Annotated in this window: 2 protein-coding genes; one reads left to right on the forward strand and one right to left on the reverse strand. The window is 67.4% G+C overall.

The genetic code is table 11. From position 1 onward, the window contains the following. Positions 1 to 183, forward strand: a 183-nt coding sequence (locus ABNT58_RS06425) for a transporter (protein ID WP_348752675.1), incomplete at its 5' end; no start/stop codon positions are given. A 128-nt stretch (positions 184 to 311) separates the two neighbouring features. Here ABNT58_RS06425 and ABNT58_RS06430 read toward each other — a convergent pair. Continuing rightward, the gene (locus tag ABNT58_RS06430) at positions 312 to 1,274 is read right to left on the reverse strand and encodes an AraC family transcriptional regulator (RefSeq protein WP_348752676.1); all 963 of its coding nucleotides are present in this window, start codon (positions 1,272 to 1,274) and stop codon (positions 312 to 314) included. Positions 1,275 to 1,739: the final 465 nt, after the last annotated feature.

The raw sequence follows: 1,739 nt of genomic DNA on the forward strand, positions 1-1,739 counted from the left end.
ATCACCGATGACCGCGGCCCCAACGCCGGCACCGGCAAGGCCGCGGCCAACGCCATCGGCCCCTCGCTGCGCTATGCCGACGGCAAGGGCCTGCTGTTCACGGTGAAGTGGCAGAACGAATTCGGCGTTCGCCACCGGGCTGAAGGCCAGGCGCTGTGGGCGAAGGTGACGGTGCCGTTCTGATGGAATCACCCGCCCGCCGGGCCGCCCCAAGGGCGGGTGCGCCCCCACGGGGGGCCGCGAGCGCAGCGAGCTTGGGGGCACAAGAACAAAGCCCTCCGCGAGGAGGGCTTGTCAGACCGGGCAATGGCTCAGTTCTTTCTGAGCGTCTGGCTCGGCGATTCGCCGAAGTGCGCCTTGTACTCGGCGCTGAAGCGGCCGAGGTGGCCGAAGCCCCAGCGCAGCGCCACCGAGGCCACGCCGCCGGTGACGGTGCCGGCCAGCAGTTCGGCGCGCACGCGTTCAAGGCGGATGTTGCGCAGGTACTGCATCGGGCTCACGCCGCAGAAGTCTTGAAAGCCGGCATACAGGCTGCGCAGGCTGACGCCGGCCACGTCGGCCAGGGTTTCGGCGCGGATGCTTTCGTGCGCATGGGCCTGCAGGTATTCCTGCACCCGCTTGACGTGCCGCGGCAGCACCACCGAACGGCGGGCCGACGGCGCGGCGCTGAAGTTGTGCGGCTGGCTGCACAGCAGCGATGAAGCCACCAGCTGCTCCAGCTGGCCGACGATGATCTTGTGGTCGGTGGGCTGCACCGGCTGGTCGGCCCAGTCGACCAGGTAGCGCACCAGGCAGTGCCAGGCCGCATGGTCGCGCCAGCGAAAGCCCAGCGTGAACTGCAGCGGCGCATCGGGCTCGCGGCCCAGCTGGGCGGTGAGCATGCGTTCCAGGAAGGGCCGGGCGATGCGCACCATCAGCTGGTCGCAATCGGCGCTCCAGTGCATGGTGGTGCCCAGGTGGGCGCTGATGACGGAGGCCACGTCGGGCGTGGAATCGACCGCCTCGGTGCCGCAGCGCACCTGCGCATGGCCGTGCAGCGGCATCATCACCAGGAAGAAGTCGGACAGCTCGCCGGGCTCGATGCGCACTTCGGCGCCGTGGCTCAGGCGGCTCAGGCTCACGTCACCGAAGGCGAGGTGGTGCATGCGCGCATCGAGCCGCTGGCGCGGACCCACCACCTGCAGCGCATGCGGCTTCATCACCCGTGAGATCTGCGAGCAGGTTTCCTGCAGATCGCGGGAGGCGAACAACTGGCGCGAGGGCATGCCGAGCATGGCACGCGGCAGACCGGCGGGCTGGGAGTGGGATGTGGGCATCAGCATGGGACATCCTGGCGACAGGCGGTAGCGACATGCCGGTGCAAGGCCACCGGCGCCGACGGCAATGACGCAAAAGCAGTGCCAAAGCGCTAAAGCACTTTAGAACTAAAACGTGCACCCGGCGCCGGTGATTTCCCTAGCCGGCTGCGCCGCCACGGTGCATGCGCACCGTCAAAGCGCGCCCGAAAACATGCACAACTGAAGCAGTTTTCTGCAGGTAAACAGCCTCTTCCGCGAGCCCCGCCGCGCCCTGCTGTCCACTTTCTGCAAGGCCTGTCCACATCCTGCAGGCATCACGTTTCCATGACTCTTCATTGATTGACCTCTAAACGATCAGCGCCGACAGTGGCTGCAACGGCACGACGGGTGTGCCGACCCACCGGAGGTACTGGCGATGGCCGAGCGCTCATTCGTCGAAGA

It is taken from the genome of uncultured Aquincola sp. (assembly GCF_964001545.1).
Classification (GTDB): domain Bacteria; phylum Pseudomonadota; class Gammaproteobacteria; order Burkholderiales; family Burkholderiaceae_C; genus Aquincola.

Excerpts from the sequence above, each read along its gene's own strand:
- ABNT58_RS06430 (WP_348752676.1), bottom strand. The coding sequence starts at position 1,274 with ATGCTCGGCATGCCCTCGCGCCAGTTGTTCGCCTCCCGCGATCTGCAG.